General features: G+C 37.8%; 22 protein-coding genes. 15 read left to right on the top strand and 7 right to left on the bottom strand.

From position 1 onward, the window contains the following. Nucleotides 1-103: 103 nt before the first annotated feature. Together BLS33_RS09090 and BLS33_RS09085 are read right to left on the bottom strand one after the other, a co-directional pair. Entirely contained in the window at nucleotides 104-928 is an 825-nt protein-coding gene (locus BLS33_RS09090; protein WP_089887705.1) for a class I SAM-dependent methyltransferase, read from the bottom strand. Nucleotides 929-1,060: 132 nt separating this feature from the next. Further along, on the bottom strand, nucleotides 1,061-2,260 hold the full coding sequence (locus tag BLS33_RS09085; RefSeq protein WP_089887702.1) for a PAS domain-containing sensor histidine kinase: 1,200 nt from the start codon (nucleotides 2,258-2,260) through the stop codon (nucleotides 1,061-1,063). Between the two features lie 657 nt (nucleotides 2,261-2,917). Here BLS33_RS09085 and dnaK point away from each other — a divergent pair. Beyond that, nucleotides 2,918-4,834 (top strand): molecular chaperone DnaK, encoded by a 1,917-nt coding sequence (dnaK, locus tag BLS33_RS09075; RefSeq protein ID WP_089887697.1) that lies wholly within the window; start codon nucleotides 2,918-2,920, stop codon nucleotides 4,832-4,834. Nucleotides 4,835-4,939: 105 nt separating this feature from the next. Continuing rightward, entirely contained in the window at nucleotides 4,940-5,878 is a 939-nt protein-coding gene (locus BLS33_RS09070) for a hypothetical protein (protein WP_089887694.1), read from the top strand. 42 nt (nucleotides 5,879-5,920) lie between these two features. Here the strand turns inward: BLS33_RS09070 and BLS33_RS09065 are convergent, their stop codons facing one another. The 3 genes from BLS33_RS09065 to BLS33_RS09055 are packed head-to-tail and all read right to left on the bottom strand — an operon-like array spanning nucleotide 5,921 to nucleotide 7,532. Further along, nucleotides 5,921-6,313 (bottom strand): VOC family protein, encoded by a 393-nt coding sequence (locus BLS33_RS09065; RefSeq protein WP_089887692.1) that lies wholly within the window; start codon nucleotides 6,311-6,313, stop codon nucleotides 5,921-5,923. Continuing rightward, nucleotides 6,310-6,891: a GNAT family N-acetyltransferase gene (locus tag BLS33_RS09060; protein WP_089887689.1), complete on the bottom strand. Its 582-nt coding sequence runs from the start codon at nucleotides 6,889-6,891 to the stop codon at nucleotides 6,310-6,312. The genes BLS33_RS09065 and BLS33_RS09060 overlap by 4 nt, the downstream gene beginning before the upstream one ends. Then, on the bottom strand, nucleotides 6,888-7,532 hold the full coding sequence (locus BLS33_RS09055) for an alpha/beta hydrolase (protein WP_089887687.1): 645 nt from the start codon (nucleotides 7,530-7,532) through the stop codon (nucleotides 6,888-6,890). Before BLS33_RS09055 ends, BLS33_RS09060 begins: the two co-directional genes overlap by 4 nt. A gap of 148 nt (nucleotides 7,533-7,680) precedes the next feature. Between BLS33_RS09055 and BLS33_RS09050 the strand changes: the two genes are divergently transcribed. The 9 genes from BLS33_RS09050 to BLS33_RS09010 all read left to right on the top strand — a co-directional run bounded on the left by BLS33_RS09050 (nucleotide 7,681) and on the right by BLS33_RS09010 (nucleotide 17,497). Beyond that, complete coding sequence (locus BLS33_RS09050) at nucleotides 7,681-8,103, top strand: PaaI family thioesterase (protein ID WP_089888166.1); 423 nt, start codon at nucleotides 7,681-7,683, stop codon at nucleotides 8,101-8,103. 1 nt (nucleotide 8,104) lies between these two features. Beyond that, complete coding sequence (locus BLS33_RS09045) at nucleotides 8,105-9,217, top strand: chorismate-binding protein (protein WP_089887685.1); 1,113 nt, start codon at nucleotides 8,105-8,107, stop codon at nucleotides 9,215-9,217. Nucleotides 9,218-9,269: 52 nt separating this feature from the next. Then, complete coding sequence (gene menD / locus BLS33_RS09040; RefSeq protein WP_089887683.1) at nucleotides 9,270-11,042, top strand: 2-succinyl-5-enolpyruvyl-6-hydroxy-3-cyclohexene-1-carboxylic-acid synthase; 1,773 nt, start codon at nucleotides 9,270-9,272, stop codon at nucleotides 11,040-11,042. 20 nt (nucleotides 11,043-11,062) lie between these two features. Further along, nucleotides 11,063-11,401, top strand: a complete 339-nt coding sequence (locus tag BLS33_RS09035; protein ID WP_089887680.1) for a DUF2853 family protein — start codon at nucleotides 11,063-11,065, stop codon at nucleotides 11,399-11,401. Between the two features lie 212 nt (nucleotides 11,402-11,613). Then, on the top strand, nucleotides 11,614-12,444 hold the full coding sequence (locus BLS33_RS09030) for a CvfB family protein (RefSeq protein WP_089887677.1): 831 nt from the start codon (nucleotides 11,614-11,616) through the stop codon (nucleotides 12,442-12,444). A 299-nt stretch (nucleotides 12,445-12,743) separates the two neighbouring features. After that, a complete protein-coding gene (locus tag BLS33_RS09025; protein WP_089887674.1) occupies nucleotides 12,744-13,343 on the top strand; it encodes an SPOR domain-containing protein in 600 nt (199 codons plus the stop codon). Between the two features lie 2 nt (nucleotides 13,344-13,345). Beyond that, nucleotides 13,346-14,257, top strand: a complete 912-nt coding sequence (menA, locus tag BLS33_RS09020; RefSeq protein WP_143017594.1) for a 1,4-dihydroxy-2-naphthoate octaprenyltransferase — start codon at nucleotides 13,346-13,348, stop codon at nucleotides 14,255-14,257. Nucleotides 14,258-14,290: 33 nt separating this feature from the next. Continuing rightward, complete coding sequence (locus tag BLS33_RS09015; RefSeq protein WP_089887671.1) at nucleotides 14,291-15,043, top strand: LytR/AlgR family response regulator transcription factor; 753 nt, start codon at nucleotides 14,291-14,293, stop codon at nucleotides 15,041-15,043. A gap of 486 nt (nucleotides 15,044-15,529) precedes the next feature. After that, nucleotides 15,530-17,497 carry a tetratricopeptide repeat-containing sensor histidine kinase gene (locus tag BLS33_RS09010; protein WP_089887669.1) on the top strand — a complete coding sequence of 656 codons (1,968 nt, stop codon included), beginning with the start codon at nucleotides 15,530-15,532 and terminating at the stop codon, nucleotides 17,495-17,497. A gap of 14 nt (nucleotides 17,498-17,511) precedes the next feature. Here the strand turns inward: BLS33_RS09010 and BLS33_RS09005 are convergent, their stop codons facing one another. Continuing rightward, a complete protein-coding gene (locus BLS33_RS09005; RefSeq protein WP_089887666.1) occupies nucleotides 17,512-18,306 on the bottom strand; it encodes an SDR family oxidoreductase in 795 nt (264 codons plus the stop codon). 46 nt (nucleotides 18,307-18,352) lie between these two features. Here BLS33_RS09005 and BLS33_RS09000 point away from each other — a divergent pair, with 46 nt between their 5' ends. The 4 genes from BLS33_RS09000 to BLS33_RS08985 are packed head-to-tail and all read left to right on the top strand — an operon-like array spanning nucleotide 18,353 to nucleotide 23,261. Beyond that, entirely contained in the window at nucleotides 18,353-19,405 is a 1,053-nt protein-coding gene (locus tag BLS33_RS09000) for an o-succinylbenzoate synthase (protein WP_089887663.1), read from the top strand. Then, complete coding sequence (locus BLS33_RS08995) at nucleotides 19,396-20,334, top strand: CPBP family intramembrane glutamic endopeptidase (protein WP_089887661.1); 939 nt, start codon at nucleotides 19,396-19,398, stop codon at nucleotides 20,332-20,334. The genes BLS33_RS09000 and BLS33_RS08995 overlap by 10 nt, the downstream gene beginning before the upstream one ends. Next, nucleotides 20,315-21,433 (top strand): AMP-binding protein, encoded by a 1,119-nt coding sequence (locus BLS33_RS08990; RefSeq protein ID WP_089887659.1) that lies wholly within the window; start codon nucleotides 20,315-20,317, stop codon nucleotides 21,431-21,433. Before BLS33_RS08995 ends, BLS33_RS08990 begins: the two co-directional genes overlap by 20 nt. Before the next feature lie 34 nt (nucleotides 21,434-21,467). After that, entirely contained in the window at nucleotides 21,468-23,261 is a 1,794-nt protein-coding gene (locus BLS33_RS08985; protein ID WP_089887656.1) for a carboxypeptidase-like regulatory domain-containing protein, read from the top strand. Between the two features lie 4 nt (nucleotides 23,262-23,265). Here the strand turns inward: BLS33_RS08985 and BLS33_RS08980 are convergent, their stop codons facing one another. Further along, complete coding sequence (locus BLS33_RS08980) at nucleotides 23,266-24,894, bottom strand: acyl-CoA carboxylase subunit beta (RefSeq protein WP_089887653.1); 1,629 nt, start codon at nucleotides 24,892-24,894, stop codon at nucleotides 23,266-23,268. Nucleotides 24,895-24,933 lie beyond the last annotated feature (39 nt).

Raw genomic sequence — 24,933 nt, 5'->3', positions numbered from 1 at the left:
TATAGTTTTAATTCGTGAATGTAAATATAAAGAAATCGTTTAGAGCTGTTTTTTAATGGATGACAAGGCATTCGGATTCGTGATTACACCATTTACTAACTAATTATTTGCGGTAGACACCACTCTCCAGTTTTAGCTTCCCACTTTTTAAGTGGTTCATTAAATTAGATAATTTGGGTTTCGTGGTATCTCCCATCAAAATATCCAGCCCGATTTTTGGTTGTCCGATATTTTTTGCTTTTGCCATTAAGTTTTCAAAGAATTTTATTCCCGCTTTAGTCTGGTCGGTATTTTTAACTTTGAAAAAACCTGATTTTGTCAAAATAGCCTCCAATTCTTCTGTTTTAAATAGAAAGCTTTGTTCTTCGGTATTTGCCCAGGGCATGGGGTAAGTTACTTCACTATCTTCATTCTCGAAAATATCATAGTAGATAAAGTGCCCTTTGGGTCTTAAAACCCTTTCAATCTCTGAGTAAAATTTGTTTTTATCGAGAATATTCATCTGAACATGTTGTGTCCATACCACATCAAATACATCGTCTTTAAAAGGTAATTCGCACGCATCACCTTGAATAAAAGTGGTATGATCATTTAGATTTAAAAGTTTGGAAAATTTGGTAGCTGTTCGAATAAATTCGGCACTCAAATCGATTCCCGTAACTGTACAATTGAATTCATCGGCAAGCATACGGGAAGGTCCGCCAATGCCGCAGCCGACGTCCAGAACATGCGCTTCTTCTAAATCGATGTAATTGGCGAGTTCTTTTGATACTTCAGCTCCCCGAACATGAAACTCATCAACTCCTTTTAAATCAAATCGGGTGAGCTTGCCCAAATCTATATTTTGTACCTCAAGCCGTTTAACAATTTCATCAAACAGGCCTTCTTTATAATAATGTGCTTTAATGGCTTTGTTCAAGTGGTTCATCGTACTATTTTCCGAATGGTGATGTGCGGCAGTTTAACTCATAAAGGGGAATGAAATAAGTAATCCTTATCAAAAAGACCGCAACAGTAGCCCATTGAAATATTATAATCATGGGTTTACGGCTTTTAAAATCTATTTGTCATTTTTTTTTAAAGGCAGGGTGAATTTGAAATTACTCCCCTTATCTAGTTCACTTTCAACCCAAATAGTGCCCCCGAGTTTTTCTACAAATTCTTTACAAAGAATTAACCCGAAACCAGTGCCTTTTTCATTTGCAGTGCCTTTTGATGTTGATTTCGTGTTCGCGGTGAAGAGCTTGTTAGAAGTTTCCTCATCCATTCCTACTCCATTATCAGAGATGCAAATTTCAATTTGATTTGGTTGCGATGCCAATATGATATCTATATTTCCTCCAGGGTGTGTAAATTTTATGGCGTTTGAAATAAGATTTCGCAATACTGTTTTTAATAATTTTTCATCTGAATAAATTTCTATTGTTTCAGATTCGACATGATTTAAAGATATTTTTTTGGTTGCAGCGATTGAATTAGACAGTTTTACTATTTCTTCTATTGTGTTTGATAAGTTTATCTTTTCGGAATAGTATTGGATTTGTCCAGTTTGGGTCTGTGCCCAACCCATAAGATTTTCAAGTAATAGAAGTGTGTTCTTTGCAGTAGAATTAATTAGTTCGATATATTGTTTGCAAGTCGTAGGGTCTACCATTTTTAAGCTATCTGTTAATAGTTCGGATAGTACCAATATATTATTGAACGGATTTCTTAAGTCATGACCAATGATGGAAAATAACTTGTCTTTGGTAGCGTTGAGCTCCTTAAATTTAGCTTCGCTTTCTTCTAAATCTTTCCTCGTTTTTTTATGTGCGGTTATATCACGTATTACTCCGACCAGAAACTTATTCCCATTCCCGTCTATGAAGCGCGATTTTCGCGTAGAGATTATACGCGTTTGGTTACCGACTGTAAGTGTTTCTTCATTAATGTTTTCTATTCCGTCTTCAAGAACCTGACCATCAATTTTCAGAAAACTCTCCCGCTCCTCCGGAGAAACTTGTTCAGCAAGCGTTCTACCTATAATTTCAGATCTGGGCAGACCAAATATTTCACAAAAGGCATCATTAACTAAAAGTAATCTGCTTTGATCGTCTTTCACAAATACCGAATCGCCCATATTGTTTAAAATGGTATGGGTGTACTGCGCGGCTCGTTCCTCATCAAAGCCCTGCAAAGAACTTGACCGGGGCATTTTATTCTGCTTTTTAAGTTGGGGAATACTCTTTTCCGTTTCCTGACGTATCGGTTTATTCTTCATTATTTGAAATAGCTTAGAACCTGGTCTTGGGGGAACTTAATATGGTCTAAAAATAAACAAACAATCGCGATTAGAGGCTATCGCGAAAATTTTATTTTGGTGGCTTGGCAATCAGCACCAAGTTTAACTATTCAAAAATGAAAAACCTTAACCTAATCAATTACACTTACGGTTGACAAACTTATTCTTGGTTTTATGTATCGCATCTGTATGGCTGACAATATGGTTGACATTGTTTATTTATAAATTGCGATTCTGAATATTCGGTCCGATAATATCAAAATTGAACTCGTAACCATAGCTATCTTACCTGACAAAATATGAATTAAATTTATTTTTTGGTCGTCCGTTCTTGTCCATACCTAATGAATAAAAATAAGTCCTACCCATTTATATTCTATAAAAATGGGAAAACGTCAAGCTTTATCAAGCTTTTTTATGTAGGGTGTAAGCAAGTATATGACCGCCAATTGATTGAGTGGGTTATATGTGAGAATGGGCAAATTACCGCTTTTACTGATGACAGATTTTATTTTATCACTCATAAATGATGTTTAAAAATGACATCATGTCAGTTTTCTTCGCTTGGCATATTGTTTGTCATTTAGTAATCGACCTTAAAAATAACAAGCACTAATATTTATTAAAACATAACAGATGAGCAAAATAATAGGAATAGATTTGGGTACGACCAACTCCTGCGTCTCCGTGATGGAGGGTAATGAGCCAGTAGTAATTCCGAATGCCGAAGGTAAAAGAACGACTCCGTCAGTTATCGCATTTGTCGATGGTGGTGAGATTAAGGTTGGTGACCCTGCAAAAAGGCAGGCAGTGACCAACCCAGAAAAAACGGTCTACTCGATCAAACGATTTATGGGTAACAAATACTCAGAGTCTAAGAAAGAGGCAGAACGAGTACCTTATAAAGTAGTTAAAGGTGACAATGATACACCACGTGTCGATATCGACGGAAGATTGTATTCTCCACAAGAATTATCAGCGATGATCCTTCAGAAAATGAAGAAAACTGCTGAAGATTATTTGGGCCAAGATGTGACGCGAGCGGTAATTACGGTACCAGCTTATTTTAACGATGCACAGCGACAAGCTACGAAAGAGGCAGGTGAAATTGCTGGACTTACCGTAGAACGAATCATCAATGAACCTACTGCGGCTTCTTTGGCCTATGGTATGGATAAAAAGAACACTGATCAAAAAATAGTAGTTTTTGACTTTGGTGGGGGTACACATGATGTATCTATTCTAGAGTTGGGCGATGGTGTTTTTGAAGTATTGTCTACCGATGGAGATACGCACTTGGGTGGTGATGATGTTGATCAAAAAATTATTGATTGGTTGGCAGAAGAGTTCAAAAATGACGAAGACATTGATCTACGTAAAGATGCCATGGCATTACAACGTTTACGTGAGGCTGCAGAAAAGGCAAAAATTGAATTGTCTTCTTCGGCACAGACTGAAATCAATTTACCTTATGTAACGGCTACTGCTTCAGGACCAAAACATTTGGTGCGTACTTTGACAAGATCAAAATTTGAGCAATTGATTTCTGATTTGGTAAAACGAACCATCGAACCTTGCCAAACTGCACTGAAAGCTGCAGGACTTTCAAAAAGCGATATCGACGAGATTATCTTAGTCGGTGGATCTACCAGAATACCTGCCGTGCAAGAGGCTGTTGAGAAATTCTTCGGTAAAAAACCATCTAAAGGGGTGAATCCAGATGAGGTAGTTGCCGTTGGTGCTGCTATTCAAGGTGGTGTATTGACAGGCGATGTTAAAGATGTACTGTTGTTAGATGTAACTCCACTTTCATTGGGAATCGAAACAATGGGAAGCGTGTTTACTAAGTTAATCGAGGCAAATACCACTATACCCACTAAGAAATCGCAGGTATTCTCTACCGCGGCCGATAATCAGCCTTCAGTCGAGATTCATGTGCTACAAGGGGAAAGACCTATGGCCGCCGATAACAAAACAATTGGACGGTTCCACCTTGACGGTATTCCACCGGCACAGCGGGGAACACCACAAATCGAAGTGACTTTTGATATCGATGCCAATGGTATAATTAAAGTTTCGGCTACCGATAAAGCGACTAATAAAACGCAGGATATTCGTATTGAAGCTTCTTCAGGATTGACGGAGGAAGAAATCAAGAAGATGAAAGCAGAAGCAGAAGCTAATGCAGAATCAGATAAAAAAGCGAAAGAAACTGCGGACAAGTTGAATGAAGCGGATAGTATGATTTTTCAGACTGAAAAGCAGTTGAAGGAATTTGGCGAAAAGTTGTCCGATGACAAGAAAAAGCCAGTCGAAGATGCTCTGGAAGAATTGAAAAAGGCATATGAAAGCAAAGATTTGGCCGTTATCTCTCCTGCTTTGGATAAGATAAACGAGGCTTGGAAGGTTGCTTCCGAAGAGATGTATAAAGCGCAGGCCGACGCACAACAAGGTGCACCTTCAGCCAACGGTCAGGATACTGCCGAAGGTGGAGCTGCAGATGCCAAGGAAGGCGATAATGTGGAGGATGTTGACTTCGAAGAAGTGAAGTAAGTAAACTCTTAATATCATAAGCCCCGACAGGTCGTACGACCTGTCGGGGCTTTTTTTGGCACATGATTTGTTTTATGTTGTAGGAATAACCCGTATTTTTGCGCTATGGTAAAAAAATGTGCTTTACTAATATTGTTTTTATTGGGAATGCAATCCGATTCATTTTCACAAGAAATCAAAATGTTTACGCTTGCCGATTTTGATTTACGTGGGAACGTGAAATCGTGTTTGGTACGTACCGATTACGGAAAAGAAGAATTTGATTTTGATAAGGATGGACGTCTTACAAAATCAGTCACGCGGTATAATGAGCAAGATTATGATATTACCCGCTACCTTTATGAAAATGGGGAACTAATTGAAAAAAGGGTTGAGAATTACCGAGATAATATCTTCGATAAAAGTATTTCGATTGCCAATTTTTATACCATAGATTCGTTACCGGAGCGTAAAATAACCGAAGAAATAATTTCGTATACTAAGGAATTTTTAGAGCAGAATGAATACCATTACGATTCCGATGGGAATTTAATAAAAATCGTACATACAGACAATGACGGGGTTGATGAAACTTTGGTAGGTTATGAAACGGTCAATGGAGAAACAACACAGACCTTTACTTTGAACGGGGTTGTTCAAGAATCGGTGCGTACGTCTTCTCGCAAAACGGTAAATGACCTGGTGGAAAAAATAGTGTTGACCAAAAAGTTCCTTGAAGGAACGCCGTACGCAGCTACTGAAAATGTTTTTGATGCAAATCAAAAATTGCTATCACAAACAGAATTCAAATATGATGATGAAATAAAACAATTGGCAGCGACTAAGACCATCAATTATACGTATGACCCTCAAGGGGCTTTGGCAAGAACCGAAACCAAAATCGGTAATAGTCTCGCAACCAAAACATACATTTATCAGTTTGATAAAGGGCAAGAAGGAGAGAATGCCAATTGGATTAAACAAATTATAACTCCTGAAAATACGTATAGTACGCGTCGTGTCAAGTATTATCAAATGGAGCCGGAAAGTGTAGTAGTGGAGTAATATTTTTTTGAAAAACTCTATTACGGCAACAAAACGGAAGAGCTATTTTGGTTCGATGAGGTCCCAAAGATTTCCGTATAAATCTTTAAAAACAACCACAGTGCCGTAAGCTTCGTTTCTTGGGCTTTCTTTAAATGCAACACCCTTTTCCTTCATTTCAGTATAATCTCTCCAAAAATCATCTGTATGTAAAAACAAAAAGACACGACCGCCAGCCTGATGACCTACCATCTTCATTTGTAAATCTCCATCGGCCTGCGCCAATAATAGACCAATTCCGCTTTCGCTTTTTTGGGCAATTACGACCCAGCGCTTAGTTTCGGATAATTTGACATCTTTAAATACGCTAAAACCCAATTTTTGGGTATAAAAATCGATGGCATCGTCATAATTTTTGACCAATAAGGTAATATGTGCGATACGTCGCTGTTTCATTGGAAAGAGCTAAATCGTTCTGTTTTAATATTCTGCCACTCTTCTTTTAAAATACCGTAACAGCATGAGCTTCGTCTAAAACCATCTTTGACTGTTATGTTCTTTCGAAGAATGCCCTCTAAAGTTGCCCCTAATTTTTCCACAGCCTTACGGGAAACAATGTTACGCTCGTCGATTCTGAATTCTACTTTTTCAAAATCCATAGTTTCAAAAACATGTCGAAGCATCAAAAATTTCATTTGGTGATTAAATCCTGTGCCACGTGCCTCTGGTGAAATCCATGTCCAGCCAATATGTAAGGTCTTGTTATTGTGGTCGATATTGCCAAATCTTGTACTGCCTACGTATTCTGAAGTTTGCTTATTATAAATGATAAAAGGAATTGATTTGCCTTCTGAAGCCTCCTGTAGTGCGTTTTGTATGTAAATCTTTAATTTTTCTAGACTAGAGACGTCAGTAGATCCAAACCGATATAGGTCTACTTGTTGCGCAATTGGCCAAAGGGCTTGCCCATGTATTGATTCCAATGGTCGTAAAAGTACCAGATCATTTTCGAGAATAATTGGAGTTGCTATCATATCAATTTCTTCAACAATTCCTTTTTAATTTCGTGTCCCCCCTTAAACGTTAGCTGTTTGGCATTACCACGGAACAAAACAGTTATCTTCTTTGTTTCGGTCACTAGTCGCTCTGGGGTTAGATATTCGTCATTATCACCAATGATAATGGTTACTTGGGTATTGTTCTCCTTTAAAAAATCAAAGTCTTCGGCAACCAATTCATTTGGTATTCCTCCAGCATACATTACCAATTGATTACATTTCAGTTGTCTTTTAGCAACCCATCGTGCCGCTACGGAAACCCCTTGTGAAAAACCAAAAACAATAAGATTGCAACGAGAGGGTATTTTCTCGGCTTCAAAAACGGCATCAAGATAGGCTAGTATATTTTTGGTTTCCAAAGCAGTGTTTTCCTTCGTTAGCCAACTGGCGCCAACATGCTTGTAAGCACCATTTAGATAGTACTTTGAAGGAGCTTGTGGAGCAACAATATAGTTAGTCTCGGCAGGAAGTTCGTCGAAATATTTAAGAAAATAACGACTTAAAAAGCCGATGCCATGAAGTACGATCCATACATTTTTTGTGCTGTTAGTTAAGTTGTTAATGGTCTCGTAGGTGTTTGTTGTGGTATATGAGAGTTGTTTTTCGCGTGTTTTCATAAATAAAAGGCTTATTTGCAATTAGTGTAGAAGCGTTCTTGAAATGTAGGTTCAGAGAATGCAAAAAGTTAAAAAAAGCATTTAAATCTATTCAAAAGTAATGGCTTTTATTGCTATCGTAATGCTTAATTTTACAAAAAATATTGGAATGGACGATTTCAAGGAGAAAATATTAAAAGTTTGCAATGAGTCTTCAAAAGACACCTTGATGGAAACCTTGCAAATTGAATATGTCGATGTAGGAGAAGATTTTCTGGTGGGCAAAATGCCTGTAAACTCCAAGGTGCATCAACCCGATGGAGTGCTTCACGGTGGTGCCATGGTGGCCTTAGCGGAAAGTGTGGGAAGTATGGCTTCCTATATTTTTTTGGATGCACAAAAATTTTTTGTCCGCGGTATTGAAATCTCTGCCAACCATATCAAAAGCGTGCGTGAAGGTGATGTCTTTGCAAAGGCCTTAATTCTACACAAAGGGAGAACAACTCAACTTTGGGATATTAAAATCACAGATGCCGACGAACAGCTTATCTCTGTTTGTAAATTGACCACGATTTCATTGCCGAAAAAATAATATGTTTTCAGAATTGATTACACGGGCTGTCGCCCAACTCGATAACGAGCTGCCGTTCGTTGTTTACAGAAAGCCCAATAAAACAATAGTACATTCTGTTTTTCAAAAAGACGCTCAACTACATCTGGTTGACGATTTTTCAGAAAGTGGATTTGTATTTGCTCCGTTTGACTCAGATAACCAAGCAATTTTACTGCCTGCACATGAAGTATTGAGTGAGGCCTTCATAAAAAAGAATAACCAAAGCGCCAATAAGACTATAAAAGATGTAGACCAAAATGTTCAACATGACTTTTATACTGAATTGGTAAAGAAAGCTATTGTTGAAATACAAAATGGAGCTTTTAAAAAAGTGGTGCTATCACGAAAATTAGAAGTAGAATGTAGAACACTGCCCCTCATGTTGTTCAAAAAAATACTAGCCACCTATGAAAATGCTTTTTGTTATTTGTGGTATCATCCTAAAGTGGGATTGTGGTTGGGGGCTACCCCTGAAATTTTGTTGCGTACCAGCGGCCTGCGATTAACTACTATGTCATTAGCAGGCACAACACCTTACGTAGCTGGTGAAATTCCTAGATGGGGCAACAAGGAAATGGAAGAACAAAACATGGTTACCGATTATATTGTCAACACTATAAAAACAAGGGTAGACGATTTAAACTTATCTGAAACGAAAGCTGTACGTGCAGGAAATTTGTGGCATCGTCGAACTGAAGTTTCCGGTAATCTTAAAAAAAGCGGTCTGTCTGAAGTCATAGGCGCTTTGCATCCGACGCCAGCAGTTTGTGGTGTTCCTATGGCATCCACAAAGGCTTTTCTGCTCGAAAATGAAAACTATGACCGGGAATTCTATACAGGCTTTTTAGGTGAATTAAATATTCAAGAAAACCTTTTTGAACATAATGGTGCCGTTAGACAAACAGCTGCCAACAAAACAGAAGCTGAAAAAGTGACCGAACTTTTTGTGAACCTGCGCTGTCTGCAGCTCGTGAATTCAATCGCCCAAATTTATGTCGGGGGAGGGGTGACCCGTGATTCCGTTCCTGAAAAAGAATGGCAAGAGACTGTGGGAAAAAGTAAAACGATGTTGAGCGTTCTCTTCGACCAATAGTATTTACGGTTGTCGTTGGGTTAAGAATTTCGGGTGTTGTATTTTTGCAAGAATGACACATTCAAGTATACCTTCGGCCCAAACCGTTGTGCTTCATTGCAAGGCAAAGGGCGTAAAAAATATTGTAATTTCTCCTGGTTCACGAAATGCTCCGTTGACTTTTGGTTTCACTGAAGATTCTTTTTTTTCATGTTTTAGTATTGTTGACGAAAGGTGTGCGGCGTTTTTTGCCTTGGGCATAGCCCAGCAGTTAAAGGAACCTGTGGCTTTGGTCTGTACTTCTGGTAGTGCTCTTTTAAATTACTATCCCGCGATTGCAGAGGCTTTTTTTAGTGATATTCCCCTGGTCGTGATTTCCGCAGATAGACCAACCTATAAAATCGATATTGGTGACGGACAGACAATTCGACAAGACAACGTTTTCCAAAGGCATATTGGGTATTCGGCGAATTTAAGGCAAGATGTCGTACATGCCGAAGAAAGCATAAGGCGTTTCGGCTCCGCATTACTTACTGAAGACACTATTCAAGCTAGTCAAGAAAAGGTTCAGGTTTTCAATGATAACGAGCTGAATGAAGCACTGAACATTGCGTTGAAGATGCAGATTCCTATACATATCAATGTTCCTTTCGAAGAATCTTTGTATGACTATGTTGAAAACCTTACTGTCGAACCGGATTATGTATTTCCAAAAACGGTAAAGGAAGAACCTATTTCCGAAATGGAGGATTTTACTGCCATTTGGAACGATTCAAAAAGGAAAATGATTCTTGTAGGGGTGAATCCTCCGAATTCGGTAGAAAAACAATTTTTAAATCAACTGGCGAAAGACCCTTCGGTAATAGTGCTTACAGAAACGACATCGAATATACACCATAATAATTTTTTTCCGAGTATTGATGGCATCATTGCACCAATTGAAAAATCAGATAGAAAAGATGAACTATTTAAGGCATTACAGCCCGATCTCTTATTGACCTTTGGTGGATTGATCGTGTCGAAAAAAATCAAGTCGGTGCTTCGAAACTACAAACCGCAACATCATTGGCATGTGAATGAAAAAAAGGCATACGATACTTTTTTCTCGCTGACCTATCACTTCAAAACGGATATTAATAACTTTTTTGCTAGGTTCTTGCCAGCTACCAATTACTTGGAGAGTAATTATTTCAAGTATTGGAATAGTATAAAAGTAAAGTTAGAATCAAAAAGGGAAGAGTATATCGGTCAGATTCGTTTTTCCGATATGTTGGCTTTTTATCATGTGGCCAATGGCTTGCCAGATGGGTGTCAATTACAATTGGCGAATAGCTCTACGGTACGATATATGCAACTTTTTGCTCAAAAACCATCGGTGTCGGTATTTTGTAACCGTGGAACAAGCGGTATAGATGGCAGTACTTCAACAGCTGTTGGAGCGGCGGTCTATAGCGAACCTCCAACGGTATTGCTGACCGGTGACCTCAGTTTTTTCTATGATAGCAATGCCTTATGGAACAGGTATATTAGAAATGATTTCCGAATTATTCTTATAAATAATGGAGGTGGGGGCATCTTTCGTATTCTGCCGGGAAACAATGAACGGGACAATTTTGAACGCTTCTTTGAAACGACCCATGGCCTAGATGCCCAAAATCTGTGTAAAATGTATGGATTTGAATATCAAGCGGTTTCGAATTCGGAAGTTTTAAAGAATTCTTTAGCCGATTTTTTTGAAGAATCATCAGCACCTAGAGTGTTGGAGGTTAAAACTCCAAGAATATTGAATGATAAAATTTTGCTCGGTTATTTTGATTTTATATCTTCGGAATATATAAACCATTAATTCATATAACACTGACTATTATGAGTAAAAGAGATGATTTGATTGCAAAGTACGCCGAAGATATTAAAGATAAATTCGGTGAAACTCCTGATATGGATTTACTAACAAAGGTTGCGATCGGCCTAGGACCTGCGATTTACAATTTGGATGCATCTAAGGTGTCCGGAGCAGATGATAAAGAGTTAGAGACCGTAAAAAACAACTATTTAGTCAAAAAATTAGGATTGAAAGATAGTCCTGAATTGATGGACGCAATTAAAGGCGTGGTTGCCAAATACGGTTCTGCCAATAAAAACAAGCATAGAGCGGTTGTATACTACATGCTTTGTAAGCACTTTAAAAAAGCTTCTGTCTATTAAGACATGAACAACTAATATATGAAAAGCCGTCCTACCTAGGACGGCTTTTTTGTTTCTACAAAAGATTGGATTAGACTTAAAAAACTAAAACTAGTATCAAGATAAGCACTGAGGCACATCTTATAAATAACTCAGATTGAATCTGATTTTTATTTCAAACCTAAGGGTATATTGTCTTCTTAACATCGTTCTTTTATTTGTATTTTTGTAGCATGATAGAATTGGGTAAGTTTAACACTCTTGAAATACTAAGAGACACCAGTGTTGGCCTATTTTTAGGTGATAAAGAAAACAATGAAATATTATTGCCGAATAAGTATGTGCCGACCACGTATGAAATTGGAGGTGAAATCACCGCGTTTTGCTATTTAGATCACGCTGAAAGGCCTGTTGCTACTACTTTAGATCCTTTAATAATGGTAAATGAATTTCAGTTGCTTCAGGTTGCTGAAGTTAATGAATTCGGTGCCTTTATGGACTGGGGATTGGAAAAGCACCTTCTCGTTCCTTTTAGGGAACAACGAACAAAAATGAAAGAAGGTAACTGGTATGTTGTTTATTGTTACCTCGACCAACAAACAAATCGTTTGGTAGCTTCCAATAAGTTAGACAAATTCTTGAGCAATGACAGTTTGACGGTAAGTGAAGGGGAAGAGGTGGAACTTGTCGTAACGAGGCTGACTGATTTAGGATGGGAAGTAATTATCAACGATCTTCATAAAGGGCTGGTCTATTTTAATGAGATTTTTAAAGAGATTGCCGTTGGAGACAATACCAAAGGGGTAGTCAAAAAAATACGTTCGGATAATAAGGTTGATATATCGCTGCAACCCTTGGGTATGAAAGTTTTAGAGCCTGCTGCCAATAAAATATATCAAACGCTTATGGCAAATGGCGGCTTTTTAGGCCTTCATGATAAATCAGACCCAAAAGACATACAAGAGGAGCTTCAAATGAGCAAAAAGACCTTCAAAAAAGGAATTGGTACCTTATATAGGGAACGACGTATCAAGATTGAAACTGATGGAATTTATTCTATTTAAAAAAAAATTAAATTAGCGGACATAAAGGTAATTGAGCAGCTCGTTAAAGTCCTCAAAATAGGATTATACTGCCTTTTAATATATATGATTTTTTTAGAAAGGGATTTTCATTGGAAAGGCATTTATTAGGAATGGTAAAATCTCCATTTAGTTCAGTTATTCTTATTTTATCTACTGTTTTTTATTGCTTTACCACTGAAAATCATAATTTTACAACATTGACGATTGGTATGTTATTAACATTCGGTTATTTTGGTTAACTTTAGAATACTTATTTCCCCTAAACCTAATAATAATATATGCCTTTTATAGAAGAAAGTGACTTGCTCGAACTGCATAAGGACATTGACAAAGCTCAGATTATCAACGAACGCTTATTGGATCAAATAAAGTTTAAGAACAAGGAATTAAAGAGAAGTAAAGTTCAGCGCAATGTGTTGGCTGGGGTTACGGGCCTATTTCTTGTGGTGGTGCTCTCTGTCACCTCGTTTACAGCAGGTCTAAGCAGCTCTACCGGAATTGACAAGCAAGAGAATCTTTTGGTTTCAATAGATAGTTTAGACGCGATAAAAAGTAGGATAGATAATCTAAAACAACAAAACGAAGAACTTAGCGATGTAAAAGAGTTCTATTTGGCCAAACGATTTTTAGAAAAGGAAAAAATATATTCCGTGCAGGTCAAGTCTTTTGTTGATAATAATATAACCTTGGCCTCGGAGGCCTTGGCCAATACCGTGTTCGTAAAAACCAACCCGTTTTATTCGTATTCCTTGGGCAATTTCGGAACGCTTCAAGAAGCGCAGTCCTTTAGGGCCCAATTAGTAGATTTAGGCTTTCAAGATGCATTTGTAGCATCATACAAAGAAGGAAAACGAATTCAAATAGAAGACCCCTATTAGTTTTGCAGAAAATAGCAGCTTTGATAAATGCGGCAAGGTTGAGAACACTACCGCTATCAATATCAGGTGTTGTCGTAGGTACGGCACTTGCAAATTTTTATGAAAACAGCAATAATACACTTCTCTTTATTTTAGCACTATTGACTACGATAGGCTTTCAGGTGACCTCCAATTTTGCGAATGACTACGGAGATGGAGTCAAAGGTACCGATAACGAAAACCGTATAGGTCCAAAAAGGGTTTTACAGAGCGGCTTGTTAACAAGGGCAGAATTGAAAAGGGCCATAATTGTCTCAATTATTATTAACAGTCTTTTGGTAATCGCTGTAGTTCGACAGGCTTTCGGGCTAGAGAATTTGGGATATTTTCTATTATTTATGCTTTTAGGGGCTGCCAGCATCTGGGCTTCGATAAAATATACAGTAGGTGAATCTGCCTATGGCTATAGAGGATTGGGAGATGTTTTCGTTTTTCTATTTTTCGGACTGTTGGCCGTTCTAGGCTCTATGTTTTTGTTCACCAAAAATATTGTTCCACCTGCTATTCTTCCTGCAATTACTATTGGATTGCTAAGCGTTGGCGTGTTGAACCTGAATAATTTGAGAGACCATGTATCCGACAAAATTTCAGGAAAAAATACGCTTGTTGTACTTATGGGTTTTTCAAATGGAAAGAAATACCATACGTTACTTTTAATAGTTGGGTTTTTAAGTATGCTTACTTTTATCATTTTAAGTTTTAAAACTTGGAAACAATTCATACCTTTAATTGCATTTGTACCAATTTTCTTACATTTGATAAAAGTTTGGAAAACAAAAATACCAGTTTTATTGGATTCGGAACTTAAGAAATTGGCTCTAAGCACATTTCTCATGGCACTGTTATTTTACGTATGTTTTAATATAATTTTGTAACTTTGATTACTAACCTTCTAAATACTGACTACCTTGGAACAACCCATTAGAATCCTTATTGTTGAGGATAATGTTATAATTGCCGACGATATGCAATCTATGTTAGAAGAGATTGGTTATGAAATCGTCGATAATGTAATAGTATACGAACAAGCAGAAGAAGTATTGAAAACCAAGCAAGTAGACCTTGTTTTGATTGATATTATTCTTGCCTCCGATAAAACGGGCATAGATTTAGGAAAACACATACGTGAAAATTACGATATCCCCTTTATTTTTGTAACCTCCAATTCAGACAGGGCAACCGTTGAAAATGCCAAGACCGTGAAACCAAATGGCTATTTGGTTAAACCCTTTGAGCAGCAAGACTTGTACACTTCTATTGAAATAGCGCTTTCAAATTTCACCTACGGTGTTGAAAAGCCAGGAAGTGGTAGAGAAGAGGAAGAAGAAGCACCGATGTCGAGTTCTATTTTGAAGGACTCTATTTTTGTAAAAAAACAACATTTGTATTATCGAATTCAATTTGGTGATATTCAGTTTATAAAAGCCGACAATGTTTATCTTGAGGTTAATACGGTCGATAAGAAATTTTTGGTAAGGTCTCCTTTAAAAAATTATTTAGAAAAATTGCCCAAGAATAAGTTCTATAGAGCACACAAATCTTACATTGTCAATGTAGACCATATTGATGCTATCAACTCTAAAGATATTATGATAAATAATACGTTGATACCTATTTCTAAAGATTTTAAAGAGTTTATTATTTCATCTATGAATTCTTAGCCATTTATGTATATCGGTATAATCAAGGTGCAGAAATGCACCTTTTTTTATAAGAATAACAACGCCGATATTGAGCGTAAAATACTACAATTCAACGTTTAACATTCACAAAGGTTATGTGTTTATATGGGCTAACGCCGATTTGACAACAAAATTCCAACTTTATACAACATTCTTCCATTATATTGATTTCTAAATGATATTTTTGAGTTGATTAGTAATACGCCCCGGATACTGATGATTTTGCTGTTCAAGTACAGAAATACTTGGCCTACATTCCTAATGTTACTTCTGGGGTTGGAAAACAACCAAAAGAATCTTGACTTTCTTAAGTGTTTTAGTACAAATTAAACGTAGGGGCATATTAATTGGTAAAGTTTAAGAGAATACTTTTTTGTGATAAATCGTTCCAAACCGATCAAGGCCTACAACAAAACTTAACAAAACCATCTAAACGCTAGGATTGGTTTTGTTGTTGAATATGATATGAAAAAATCGCTTTGTAAAATTTATTATACGATTACCTTTATCGTTCTTACGATTGGCACTTTAGTCGCTCAAGAAGCTGGAGATGACAAAGGGAATATCCTAGAAACATTTGTTAATAAAGAAACCCCCAACGAAAAATTTCTTTTCTTTTTTGATACCCCAAATCGCTATCGAGAAAACTCTGCGTATGATTGGCTCGATAAAGTAAATAAATATTTAATAAGTGCTCGGCAAGCTGAAGATTCTGTAGCCTTAAAGCGCTACCTCTTAGTACAGGCCCAGATATATTTTGATTTGGGAGACTATAAAAGAAGTCTGGCCATCTCCAAAGAACTCTATCAAGACAAAGAAAATTTAGAGGAACCGCTAATGTCGGCCTTGCTGAATTTGAAGGATATGAATTTTTCCCAGTTGGAACTTTATGACGAACAAATCGAAGTCAGAAAGGAAAAAAGAGAATTGGGGATAACCGAAAACACGGCATTTTACGATATTTATTCAAATCTCGGCCTTCACAATAGGGCGATGAAAGAGTATATTGAAAAAGTAAAAAAAACTATTGATGAAAAGGATTATTATGCAATAGCCGAGTTCAACAATAATATAGGAAACTATTTAAGGTTGGATAAATCTACCCCTACAGCCCTTAGCAAATACAAAGAGGCTCGAGGTTTTGTTGACGTTTTTATGAACGATATTACTAAGGAGAAAACCGAAAGAAATATTGTAGAAGGAAACATCTTAAAAGGTAAAATAGAGGGTAATATTGGAAAATGCTATGTACAGCTTAAACAATACGAAGAGGCTATTCCTTTCTTGGATAGTAGTATTACAAGAATGAAAGAATTTAGTAAGGGTATGTTTTCTTCTGAACTAGTGGAAAATACCCTTGAAATTGCAGAATGTTATTTATTCTTGAATGATTTTGAAAAGGCTACCGATTATCTCAGTAATGATCCACGACCAGTGACTATTGCCAATGTGCTAAAGAAAAATAGGTTAATGGCGTTGTATTATGAAAAAACACAAGATTATCAAAATGCCGCGACATATTATAAGAATTATATTAAGGTCAGAGATTCCATAAGCGTAAACGACTCTGAGATCAAGAAACAGCAATTGGCCACCGTAATGAGCGAAGAATTGGCCGATACCCGTCGAATGCTGGATGAGCAGCGTGAAGACCTCGAAGAATCGAAAAATCAGAATATAGAAAAAGACGAACGTATAAATTTGGTATTCATTTCGTTGATATTTACGCTTCTAGGTTTTGCCGGGTTGGTGTATGCGTATTTAAAGAGTATAAAAAATCAACGTTTGATTGCTGAGCAAAAATATATAATAGAGAATTCGTTGGTTGAAAAAGATTCGTTGTTAAAAGAAATACACCATAGGGTAAAAAACAATTTACAAATGGTTTCGAGTCTTTTGAGTTTACAGACAAAGAATACGCGTAGTAAAGCTGCAATAGAGGCCCTTGAGGAAGGTAAAAGCCGAGTTAAGGCAATGGCATTGATTCATCAAAAATTATATCAGAACGATGACTTGTCCGTAATCGAGATGCAAGGCTATATTGAAAGCCTAATAAATAGTGTGCAATCGGTTTATAAAAAAGGCGGGCATAATATTAATGTGACAATCGATGCCGAGGGAGTAGAACTTGATATTGATAGGGCGATTCCTTTTGGACTAATGCTGAACGAATTGGTTTCTAACTCGTTCAAATACGCTTTTCCTAATGACGAAGACAATGGAAATATTTATATTCATATAAGAAAGAATGTTGGTCAAGATGGATATTTCGAATATTCCGATAATGGTATCGGATTGCCGGAAGACTCTGAAGAAAAGGCCAATTCTTCAATGGGCATACGGCTTATGAACCGTCTTGCTAATCAGCTTCAAACTACTTTAAACAATGATAAAAATGTTCAAGGAGTGCGTTTTTGGTTCAATTTTAAATAATAGGGCGAATTCTGTCAACGGACCTCACTTTTTAATACAACCTTGTGAAGCAATTTTGGAAAAAATCGTTTAAGGTAAGCACCCATGATTTCTTTTTTACCAATATAAGCTTCAAATTTATTCCTTTCGATTGCTCGAATTATTTTTTGTGCACATAACTGCACAGGTAGACCGTTTTTGGTAGCGGTATCTTCGGTATTTTGGGGATTTCCATTACCTTTAAGTGCATTTTTTGCAACATTGGTCTGTATAAATCCGGGACATATCAAGGTTACCTGTATACCATCTTTTTCATGCTCCATGCGCAACACGTCAAAAAAGCCATGTAAGGCATGTTTTGCTCCACAATACCCTGATCGGTAGGGTGATCCAAATTTCCCCATTAAGCTGCTTACCGTTACGAAACATCCATTATTTTGACTTACAAAATGGGGTAGTAACGCTTTGCTCAAGGCTAGAGTCCCCAAGTAATCGATATTCATTAACCTTTTATATACCTCGAAATCTGTGTCTAAGATTAGAGAGCGTTGGCTTATTCCGGCATTGTTGATTAAAACATCAATAGTGCCGAAGATTGATAGAGCTTGAGATGTTTTTTTCTCCAATTCATCGAACGCTTCGAGATCTAGCGGTACTATTCCTATATTCCCAGGGTTCTCACATTGGCTTTTAACTCTTTCTAGTTCAGCTTTCTTTCTGGAAGAAAGTATCAGTTTACAGCCTTTTTTATCAAGTTCATAGGCAAGTGCCTCTCCAATGCCTGATGAGGCTCCTGTAATCCATACTGTTTTGCCGCTTATCTTCCGCATTTAATTACTTTTAGACTTAAAATATAGCTAAATTTGATGGCAATCAATGAAGGCTTTTTATAAAAAATACATTCTTGAATTCAAACGCCCTAGCGGAACGTCCAGAGGTATATTGAAAACTAAGGAAACTTGGTTTTTAATTTTAGAAAAAAATGGAAGATACGGTATCGGTGAGTGCGGTATTTTTAGAGGTTTGAGCATAGATGATGTTCCCGAGTACGAAGAAAGACTGAAATGGGTCTGCGCGAACATTCATTTGGGTGAAAACGAACTATGGAATGAACTTATTGATTTCCCTAGTATTCAATTTGGGGTAGAACAAGCATTTCTTTCTTTAGCTTCTGATGATCCCCATGTTTTATTTCCATCCAGTTTTACCGAACATAAAAATTTCATTCCGATCAACGGATTGATTTGGATGGGGGAAGCAGAATTTATGAAAGAGCAGATTCGGCAGAAATTGAAAGATGGTTTTAGATGTATCAAAATGAAAATAGGCGCGCTCGATTTCGAACGAGAACTTGCCCTCTTAGCTACTATAAGAAACCGATATTCCACATCGGAAGTTGAGCTTCGCGTAGATGCCAATGGTGCTTTTGAACCTAGTGATGCTTTTGAAAAACTCAACCAATTGGCTAAGTACGGCATTCATTCCATAGAACAACCCATAAAGCAGGGTAATGTAACTAAAATGAGTGAATTATGCTTGAATACTCCGCTGCCGATTGCCTTGGATGAAGAGCTCATAGGAATCAAAACTACAGCGAAGAAGGAGGAACTGCTTCAAACCATACGGCCGCAATATATAATACTAAAACCGAGTTTAGTGGGTGGTTATAAGGGAAGCAAAGAATGGATAAATCTAGCCGAAAAAAACAATATTGGTTGGTGGATTACCAGTGCACTTGAAAGTAATGTTGGATTGAATGCTATAGCGCAATGGACATATACGCTGAAAAGTTACTTACCTCAAGGTTTGGGTACGGGCGGTTTATTCACAAACAATTTTGAAAGTCCACTTGTGGTCGATAATGGAGCTTTGTATTACAGTGACAATCTAAAATGGAAAACAGATTTAATTCATAATTTATGTATATAGAACAAGGACATAGAGGTGATATCGGTATTTGGAAATATTTCTTGATTCCATTAGGGTTTATTGGTCTTATGATTTTGAACTATGCGGTTATGAAACTCCTCAACCTCGATATCGAGGCTATTATGCAGGCGGAAATAGGTAGAAAAGGGGCCAATCGATTTTTAATCGAAATGCTGATGCCCTTTGTAATGGGGTTAGCTCTGCTTTTTGGGTGGGTTAAATTAATACACAGACAGACCCTGACTTCGCTCACTACATCAAGAAAACGAATTGATTGGGGGCGCATCTTATTTTCTTTCATATTGTGGTCGGTGTTGACCATAGCAATTACCGGAATTGGTATTTATCTATCTCCTGAGGAGTATGTACTTAATTTCAGATGGGAGCCTTTTCTGTACCTGTTCATTATTGCGTTATTCTTGATTCCCATCCAGACTAGTTTTGAAGAATATCTTTTTCGTGGGTACATGATGCAGGGTATTGGCATAATGGCAAAAAATAGATGGGTACCATTGGTTGTTACTTCTGTTTTGTTCGGATTAATGCACTTGGGAAATCCCGAAGTGGAAGAAATGGGTCCGGGCATAATGGTCTTTTACATTGGAACTGGTTTCTTTCTTGGTATTTTAACCCTGATGGATGACGGTTTAGAACTTGCCTTGGGTTTTCATGCCGCTAACAATATGATTTCGGCACTACTAGTGACTTCCGAGGGTACGGCTTTTCAAGTTGACGCCATTTACAAAAGTGTAGTTGAACCTAAATTGGGGTTTGATGTATTTGTACCCGTTTTCATAGTATTTCCTATACTCTTGTTTATCTATTCTAAGAAATACAAATGGACCGATTGGAAAGAACGATTGACCGGAAAAGTCATGTCAAGGGAAACTTACCTAACAAAGGATATTGATGGAACCCATATACAGTGAAGTACACTCCAAATTTAAACTGAACGGAATTACCTTTTCAAAAGAAGACCTGAAGGAAGTCGGATATAGCTTGGTCAAGGAGGGAGAGCAATATGAACATAATATCGGTGATTTTCTGTTAGACTGGCTTAATGATAGCCCAGAAATTTTAGTACGTACTTCCGGTTCCACGGGAACTCCTAAAAATATAGCTTTAGAAAAACGATTTATGGTGAATTCTGCTGTGGCAACCGGGCAGTTTTTTGGTCTGGAAGCGGGTCAGACCGCACTTCTTTGTTTGCCAGCGGATTATATAGCGGGAAAAATGATGTTGGTGCGCGCGATGGTTTTAGGGCTCGAACTTGATTATATAGAATCTTCCTCCAAGCCATTGGAAGGTATTTTAAAGAGTTATGATTTCTGTGCCATGGTTCCACTGCAATTGGAAGGCTCTTTAGACAAAATTGAGCAGATTAAAACACTAATCGTTGGCGGGGCGCCTATTTCAGATGTATTACGAAATCAGTTGCAAGACAAATCCACGGCCATTTTTGAGACTTACGGAATGACCGAAACCGTAACCCATATTGCAGCAAGAAAGGTAAATAACTTGGAATCAACCGCAGTTGGGGAGTTAAACAATGGTCGCGTAGAACATCCTTTTAAAACATTACCGAATATTTCTGTTTCTAAAGACAGTAGAGGGTGTTTGGTAATTGATAGCCCCAATGTTTCAAGAGAGCCTGTTGCCACCAACGATTTTGTGGAATTGGTTTCGGACGTCGAATTTAGATGGCTCGGACGCTTTGACAATGCTATTAACTCTGGCGGTATAAAACTGATTCCGGAACAAATTGAAGCCAAATTAGTTGAAATTGTAGACGGTCGATTTTTTGTAGCGGGATTATCTGATGAAAAACTAGGTCAAAAATTGGTGCTTATTGTTGAAGGGGATGTTGATGCCAAGGCGCTCCTTAATAAAATTAATTCCTTCAAAAAACTTGATAAATTCGAAGTTCCCAAACAAATCTATGGGATACATAAATTTAAAGAAACTGATAGTGGAAAAATTAAGAGAACGGAAACCATTCGTTTAATTTCCAGTATCTCAAGAGCCTAACTTTTTATTACATTTAGAACTGTAAGCAGTTCAAATGAAAAAAGAGGTTCATAAAAACCGGTATCTTATAAAAAGTGTTCATCATTCCCTAATTAAAATAGGCCTGTTGCTTTCGTTTTTGTTCATGAGTCTTTTCTCGGTCCAATCCCAAGAAAAAGAAAAAGGTATTGCCGGTATTGTTACTACGGACGATGGTCCACTAAACAATGCTAATGTCATCATTAAAGGTAGTTCCCAAGGGGTGAAGACCAATAATGATGGTCGTTTTGAATTTGCTGTAAAACCCAAAGATATACTGGTCTTTTCTTATGTGGGAATGCATTCCACAGAAGTTGTAGTCACGGAGAAAACAGACTTTTTAAGGATTAAGTTGGTGCCAAAAATAGAAGTGCTCGATGAAGTAACGGTTAAAAAACGAAAGCGCAAAACGCAAAAAGACTTGTTGGCCGATTATCCTACCAATAAAAATTTATTGAAGACATCTTGGGGTATTCTAGATAAGGATCGTTCAACTTTCTCGATGCGAATGGTTGATGGAGCAGATTTGGTTGCAGTGGGTACTGATTTTCTGTATTCTTTACAAAATTTTATTCCGCAAATGCGAGTTGACCGTGATGACCCAGGGGAAATAAAAGTCTATTTGCAAAGTTGGAGTTACAATGCTTCTCCCAAAGCCATTTTTGATGTAGATGGTTTTATATATGAACAGGCACCGATATTTATTGATGTGCATAATATTGATCGAATTGCCGTTCTTACAAGAAATGGGGCTTTTTCACGATATGGTCCGCAAGGAGCAGGAGGGGTTATCATTATTAATACCAAAGAGCAGACGCGAATCGATGAACTTGGGGTGAAACGTCGGTACGATAATTCTGGTTTTCGGGATAGTATTAATAGGGAGTTTAGTGTACCCGAAGTTTTTGAGCCCAAAACCTCGACCTACATTATGAGGTTAAATACGGCCACTTCTTTTGAAGAAGCGCATAAGCTTTTTAAAGATCTAATAAGTGAAAATAAAAAGTCACCTTATTTCTTTCTAGAGGTCTCTGACTATTTTAGAAAACAATGGGGCAATGAGAAAAAGGCAGATGAACTCTTACAGCAAGCGGCTGAAAACTTCTCGACCGATGTTTCGGCGCTAAAAGCATTGTCATACGTTTATGAGCAACAGGCGCGATTCGATAATGCCTTGGAAATATATCTCAAGATTTTAAAGCTTAAATCAAGGGAGGCGCAATCACATCGTGATGTGGCCAATGCCTATGCCCAAATTGGCAACTACCGAAAAGCGTTGGGGGTATATACACGTTATGAATTGGCAGTTAATGAATTGGATACGATACCTTTTGACAAGTATGGTACCGATATGCTTATTACTACGGAGTCCGCCAATATAATACGACTAAACGGGAAAGAACTTTCAATAGACAGAAGTCTAACGGAAAACGAAGCAGATGCCCCAAGTACAAGAATTGTATTTGAATGGAATTATGCCAGCGCCGAATTTGAGTTGCAATTTGTAAACCCTCAAAATTATTTTGATGAATGGATGAATACGCTGCAACCAAATGATATCTTATTGCAAAATCAAAAAATAAAAGGTTATTCGAGTAAAGAATTCTTTTTAGATGATTATTTGAAGGGAGAATGGCAAATCAAGGTTCGATATTTCGGAAACGCTACCGAATTTCCAACATACTTAAAAATCACAACCTATTTTGATTATGGTAAATCGACCCAAACGCAACAGATAAATGTCGTAAAGCTTTTGGAGGAGCAAGTGACACGCTATCTTTTCTCGGTCGATACCGCTCTTAAACAATAGCGGATTAAACCTGTAATATTCCCATGTTAAAGGGTTTTTCAATTGGCGCATGATTAGCGGCCTCGATACCCATCGAAATCCATTTGCGGGTATCTAGAGGGTCTATAATGGCATCCGTCCATAATCGTGCCGCCGCATAATACGGTGATACTTGGGCGTCATAACGTGATTTTATGTTATTAAAGAGTTCTTGTTCTTTTTCCGGGGTGATTTTTTGCCCTTTCTTTTTCAAGGAAGCCGTTTCGATTTGCAGTAGCACCTTGGCAGCAGAATTACCGCTCATCACGGCCAATTCGGCACTGGGCCACGCAAAAATCAATCTAGGGTCGTAGGCTTTGCCGCACATGGCGTAATTGCCGGCACCGTAACTATTACCGATGACAACAGTGAATTTAGGTACGACCGAGTTGCTTACGGCGTTGACCATTTTAGCCCCATCTTTAATGATGCCACCGTGTTCACTTTTACTGCCCACCATAAACCCGGTCACATCTTGTAAAAATACCAAGGGAATCTTTTTTTGATTGCAATTGGCAATAAAGCGGGTGGCCTTGTCGGCCGAATCGGAGTAAATTACACCTCCGAATTGCATTTCGCGTTTCGCGTTTTTAACGACCTTTCTTTGATTGGCGACGATACCCACGGCCCAGCCATCAATACGGGCATATCCTGTGAGTATGGTTTTTCCATATCCCTCTTTGTATTGTTCAAAGTCTGAATCGTCGACCAATCGCTTTATAATTTCCAACATATCATATTGATCGGTACGAGAACTGGGCAGTATGCCATAAATGTCTTCAGGATTCTCAATGGGCTTCTTAGATTTCACTCGATTGAATCCGGCTTTGTCATAATCACCCATTTTGTCGATAAGGCCCTTTATAGTATCCAAGGCATGAGCGTCATCTTTGGCTTTATAATCTGTGACCCCACTAATCTCGCAATGGGTGGTGGCACCTCCTAAAGTTTCATTGTCGACATTTTCTCCAATGGCCGCTTTCACTAAATAACTTCCTGCAAGAAAAATGCTTCCCGTTTTATCGACAATCAACGCCTCATCGCTCATAATAGGCAAATAAGCGCCCCCCGCAACACAACTTCCCATAACGGCTGAAATTTGAGGAATTCCCATACTGCTCATTATCGCGTTGTTTCTGAAAATGCGGCCAAAATGTTCCTTATCTGGAAAAATTTCATCCTGAAGTGGAAGGTAAACCCCTGCGCTATCTACCAAATAGATAATGGGCAATCTATTTTCCATGGCTATTTCCTGAGCCCTTAAATTCTTTTTCCCTGTAATAGGAAACCACGCACCGGCCTTTACAGTAGCATCGTTGGCAACAACTACGCATTGTTTGCCTGAGACATAGCCTATTTTTATGACGACACCGCCAGAAGGGCAACCACCATGTTCTTTATACATACCATCGCCGACAAAAGCTCCTATTTCAATATTGTTTTTGTTATCATCCAATAAGTAATCGATCCGCTCGCGGGCAGTCATCTTCCCTTGGGAATGCAATTTTTCAATGCGTTTTTTGCCTCCGCCCAATCTTACCTCGGCCAGCCTCCTTTTGAGATCTGATAATTGTAATTTATTGTGGTCTTCGTTTTTATTAAATTTGATATCCATTCCGCGATGCTTTCCTTATTGGCATTAAAGATAAGGAGT

The organism is Kriegella aquimaris, from assembly GCF_900103215.1.
GTDB lineage: Bacteria > Bacteroidota > Bacteroidia > Flavobacteriales > Flavobacteriaceae > Kriegella > Kriegella aquimaris.
The sequence above is the reverse complement of the archived record's forward strand: the minus strand, read 5'-3'. Positions and strand labels throughout refer to the sequence as shown.